Source organism: Cytophagia bacterium CHB2, from assembly GCA_030263535.1.
Lineage (GTDB): Bacteria > Zhuqueibacterota > Zhuqueibacteria > Zhuqueibacterales > Zhuqueibacteraceae > Coneutiohabitans.
This window is the reverse complement of record SZPB01000423.1, coordinates 1-4,949: the sequence shown is the minus strand read 5'-3', so window position 1 is coordinate 4,949 and position 4,949 is coordinate 1. Positions and strand designations below refer to the sequence as shown.

The 4,949-nt window shown below is 56.7% G+C and carries 5 protein-coding genes; 2 read left to right on the top strand and 3 right to left on the bottom strand.

What is annotated here, in order from left to right:
* Positions 1-18: 18 nt before the first annotated feature.
* Entirely contained in the window at positions 19-1,395 is a 1,377-nt protein-coding gene (gene tssK, locus FBQ85_26435; protein ID MDL1878670.1) for a type VI secretion system baseplate subunit TssK, read from the top strand.
* A gap of 7 nt (positions 1,396-1,402) precedes the next feature.
* Here tssK and FBQ85_26430 read toward each other — a convergent pair whose 3' ends face one another.
* On the bottom strand, positions 1,403-1,834 hold the full coding sequence (locus FBQ85_26430; GenBank protein ID MDL1878669.1) for a hypothetical protein: 432 nt from the start codon (positions 1,832-1,834) through the stop codon (positions 1,403-1,405).
* 108 nt (positions 1,835-1,942) lie between these two features.
* On the opposite strand from FBQ85_26430, the gene FBQ85_26425 reads away from it, so the two are divergent.
* Positions 1,943-2,545 (top strand): hypothetical protein, encoded by a 603-nt coding sequence (locus tag FBQ85_26425; GenBank protein ID MDL1878668.1) that lies wholly within the window; start codon positions 1,943-1,945, stop codon positions 2,543-2,545.
* A 173-nt stretch (positions 2,546-2,718) separates the two neighbouring features.
* On the opposite strand, the gene FBQ85_26420 is transcribed toward FBQ85_26425, so the two are convergent.
* Together FBQ85_26420 and fabF are read right to left on the bottom strand one after the other, a co-directional pair.
* Positions 2,719-3,153, bottom strand: a complete 435-nt coding sequence (locus FBQ85_26420; protein ID MDL1878667.1) for an ester cyclase — start codon at positions 3,151-3,153, stop codon at positions 2,719-2,721.
* 181 nt (positions 3,154-3,334) lie between these two features.
* Positions 3,335-4,603, bottom strand: a complete 1,269-nt coding sequence (gene fabF / locus FBQ85_26415) for a beta-ketoacyl-ACP synthase II (protein MDL1878666.1) — start codon at positions 4,601-4,603, stop codon at positions 3,335-3,337.
* Positions 4,604-4,949: the final 346 nt, after the last annotated feature.

Here is a 4,949-nt window from a genome sequence, read left to right as displayed (position 1 = left end):
GAGCCACCTGTCAGGAGGATGCCCTACGTGTCAGCCGAGAGCACATCGAAACAATTGAACCCAGTGCTTTGGGCGAAGGGGACCTTCCTGACCCCGCAGCATCTGCAGGCGCAGGACCGCTTCGTCGAGAGCCTGGTTCACTTCCGCGCCGCCAGCCTGACTTACTGCCCCTGGGGCTTCACGCGTTTGACGATGGACCCGGAAGCGCTTGCGGCCGGGGCGGCAGGCATCCTGGAGGCCGAGGGGCTGTTGCCGGATGGCACGCCATTCCGGATTCCGGGCGCGGACCCGGCGCCCGCGGCCCGCGCGCTTAATGACTTCCTGGCCGGTGATGTGAATGCCGTGGACGTCTTTCTCGCGCTGCCCGAGTACAAGCAACAGTCTGTGAACGTCTCTGCTCCAGAGCGCGGGTTGCCGACGCGGTACCTGGCCGAGGTGGCGATGCGGCGGGATGAAAACACTGGCATGGCGGAACGCCCGGTGCAGGTGGCGAGGAAGAACCTGCGTCTCCTGATTGAGGGCGAAAACATGGGCGGGCATGTCCTGATGAAGGCGTGGCGCGTGCGGAGGGATGCCACCGGGATGTTGAGTTACGATCCCGCGGTTGTTCCTCCAGTTTTGGACTTTATAACGAGCGATGCGCTGAACGGGCTGGCGCGGCGGATGCTGGAGATACTCTCGGCGAAGAGTTCAATGCTCAGCGCGCTGCGCCGGCAGAAGAATCAGAGTCTGGCTGAGTTCACTTCGACGGATATCGCCAATTTCTGGCTCCTCTATGCCGTGAACAATCATCTGCCCGGGTTGCGCCATCTCTACGAGACCCGAGGCGGGCATCCGGAACAGCTATACGAACTGCTGTCGAGCCTGGGCTCTACTTTGACAACTTTTTCCTCAACTGTACAGCCGCGCGACTTGCCGGTCTATGATCATGAATCGTTGGGGCCGGTGTTCGCTGAATTGGAGGCGAAGGTCCTGCACCTGCTTGAAACGGTAGTGCCGAGCAACTTCGTGTCCCTGCCGCTGCGGATGGTGCGGCCCTCGATTTACGCGGCGACGATTCCCGAGGAGAAGTATCTGCGCGATACAAAGTTGTACCTGGCGTTCGCGGCGGAAGTGGGAGAGGATGATTTGATCCGGAAGACGCCTCAGCTCGTGAAGCTCTGCTCGGCGACCCACATTGAGCATCTGGTGCGGCAGGCGTTGCCCGGGGTGCCGCTGCTGCACCAGCAGTCGCCACCAGCGTCAATTCCGATCCGGCTTCATCATCAATATTTCATGCTGAGCCAGTCGGGTCTGGCCTGGGAGGCGGTGGAGCGGTCGAGAACGGTCGCAGTGTATGTCCCTGGCGACTTTCCGGAGCCGCAACTGGAACTGGTGATCCTGCTGCCAGCGTAGAACTAGTTCAACGCTTCAGCAATAGCACGATGACGGCGATGAAGAGAAGAACAACGACGATCGTCAACACGGCGATGAGAGGCGCCAGCCAAGTTTTCTGGTTCTGGATGGGGACCGAAGCCAGTGTTCCAGGCGCGGGCGGCGGCGGCGCTGGCGCCGCGGCAGGCGGCGGGGAGGGCGGTTGGAATGTCGCCGGACGCATCATGATGCGGGTGAACTCGCCAGGGCCGGTGGATTGTGGCGGAGGAGGGGCATGATGCTGCTCTGGAACCGGAACGGAAAACAACCCAGTGGCCGCGAGGTTCTTGCTGAATTCGGGAGGAGGGGGTGGAGGAGGAGCGGGTGCTCCATCCTCGATCGCGTTATGGCCGAACTGGATGGTGAATTCGCTGGGCCCGCGAAACGGCCGGTCGGACGGTGGGGGCGGTGGCGGCGCCATTGCTCCGCGCTCGATCGCTTCCACCGGCAGCGGGTTTGCGCCCAGGGGACTTCCAAAGAGTTTGGTGAACTCCCCGGGCTGCTGAGCTGCGGGCGCGGCGGGAAGAGGTTGCGGTTTGGGCGGAGCCTGCGGGGATTCGGGGGGGCCGAATGGTGGCGCTACCTGGAACGCGGGGGGAGCGGGCGGCGGCGGAGGTTCTACCGGGGGCCGCTGGGCGCCAAAGAGCTTCGTGAATTCGCCTACGGGCTCGGGCTGGCGGGGCGCAGCCTCCTGTTGTGGCGGAGGGGCGCCGAACATGCGTGTGAATTCACCCTGCGCTGGCGCTGGAGCTCCTTGACGCGGTTCAGCGCCGCCTCAACCCTGGAATTCATGAGCCAGCGTTTGCAGAAATTGCAGTCGCGCGCGGAATTTTATTACAAATGTGTTTATCTCAGCCAGCATATCGGCGTGCCGTTGCCGGGCGAGATTTGCCACAGTCCGGCGCCGGCGCGTTCCGTGGTGCTGCGTCTGCCGGAATTGGCTGTGCGCCTGTTCGTGCCGCAATCGTGCATCAAAGGTTTGAGTATGCGCCAAATTCCGCCCTACGGCACGACCATGCCGGTGCTGGCAAGCTGTTTGGAGATGGACGCCGATCGCGCGCTGATGGTGTTTCAGGTGAAGAAGGCTGCGGGGATTATGGCAGGAAAACAGCCGGGGCCAACGGCAAGATAAAACTACACCGATTTTTAGTCAAACTGAAAATCGAAGCTCCTCAGCAGCTTTAAACTCCACCCACAAAAGTAAAAAGTTTTTTCTGTGAAATTTCAATTTTTGGGGCAAAAAATTTTCAGAATTCTATTCCGATGTTGAGCGCCTTGCGGCTTATGCGAATTTCAATACAGATTTTATTTCTTCCCCGACTTCGCTTTTTTGCTTTTTGGAACCTTTAAAAGCAACTCCCCCATAAGCTCTGATACCACCCATTCTTCCGCTATTTTTTCATTTTTAAAGCGGGTAACAACCATATCAACCCACTTCACCTTTTTTCCTGAAGGCGGGATGCCGCGCATTTTTACTTCGTGCGTGCCTCTAAATGTACGCTGCCAGACGATAGTATTCCCCTCTTGCGCAAGAAATTTGACATCCACGAGATGTATATCTGGGATAGCCGTACGAAGCTGATTCGCGAAACGTTTTATGAATGAATGCCCGCTATATTCTTTTTCTCTGGCATGCGCAATATAATCAGTCGCAAAAATTTCATTAACGATTTCCAAGTCACCTTTCTCAACAAGCTCTGCAATAGCATACCTGATTTTTTCTTGATTGTTCTTGTGCATTGTATTTCTCGCCAATTGGTTTACTTCAGCGCATTGCCGGTTCTTAAAGTTTTAGGCAAACCATTTGGGGTAAAACGGCTGAATCGTTTTACCCCAAATGAATCTGCCTGACTTTACTGAATTACTAGAAGTTTTTAGATTGCAACGTGCTTCGAATCCGGCGTAATATTCGATCCAAAGATTACCTCGCATTCTCACCTTCATATCTCCCCAACACCAGCGTCGCGTTCGTGCCGCCAAAACCAAAGGCATTGGAAATAGCATATTGCACGTTCGCCGGACGCGGCTGGTTTGCGACATGATTAAGATCGCATTCCGGATCAACATTGTCCAAATTAATCGTAGGCGGCAGCATTTGATGATGCAGCGCCAACGCCGTATACGCCGCTTCCACGGCGCCGGCAGCACCGAGCAAATGGCCGGTCGAAGATTTGGTCGAACTGACGGCGGCCTTTTTGGTGTGCTCACCGAAATAATGCCGGATTGCGGCGGATTCTGCGCGATCGCCCAACATCGTCGAGGTGGCATGCGCATTAATGTAACCAATGTCTTCCTTCGCGAGGCCGGCGTCTGCCACTGCATGGCGAATCGCTTTGGCGGCGCCGGTGCCGTCCGTGCGCGGCGCCGTCGGGTGAAAGGCATCTGACGAGGCGCCGTTGCCCAGCAATTCTGCCCACACGCGTGCGCCGCGTTTGCGCGCATGCTCTTCACTTTCAATTACCAAAACGCCCGCGCCCTCTCCCATGACAAAGCCGTCACGTGCCATATCGAACGGGCGGCTCGCCGCCGACGGCGCGTCGTTATGTTTGGAAAGCGCTTTTGCCGCAATAAACCCGGCCACGCCCAGCTCGATGATCGCCGCCTCTGCGCCGCCAACGAGCATGACGTCGGCAATGCCTTTGCGAATCATTTCAAGTCCCTCGCCAATCGAATGCGCGCCGGTGGCGCACGCCGAAACGATCGAAAAGTTCGGGCCTTGAATGCCATAGCGAATCGTGAGAAAGCCGGAGGCCATGTTGGCAATCACCGCCGGAACGAAATAGGGCGATACGCGCCGCGCGCCTTTTTCAATCAACGCGCGCGTGTTGTTCACGAATGTTTCCATGCCGCCCATGCCGGAGCCGATCAGCAAGCCGGTGCGCTCGTGCGGCAGCGTTTCCGCGCTCAAACCGGCATCCGCCAAGGCTTTGTCTGCCGCTGCGACGGCAAGGTGCACATAACGATCATAGTGCCGGACTTCCTTTACATCCATGTAATCGTCGGGATTGAAATTTTTGACTTCTCCCGCGATTTGCGTGCTTAAATGAGACGCATCAAAATGCGTAATTTTGCCGATGCCTGAGCGCCCGGCCATCAACGCCGACCAATTTTCTTCTATCGTTAGCCCGAGGGGCGTGACCATGCCGATTCCAGTGATTACAGCTTTTTGGCGTTGAGGAAAAGATTGCATGTTGTTCTCCGCGTACGTGACTGTCCAGACATGCCTCCTGCGTTTGACTTTCTCCAGTGACAAGTTCGCCGGCCTGCTTTTGCCGGACGATATGCAGAAAATAAGCTTTTATCTCCAAAACGTCAACAGCGTTTCTCGAGTTCAGGCGCGCGCTTTTGGGGAAACGATGCCATGGACTTGTCGCGCTCTGTGGAGAAGCCGCAAGCGCGCGTCAAATTAGATAAGGATTGGCGATTAAATAACTTGTCCAAATCTCAAACCGCGAATGCACGCCAATAAACGCGAATTTTAAAATTAGCGAATATTCGCGTTTATTAGCGGTTCCCCAAATGAGTAAGTTATTTAA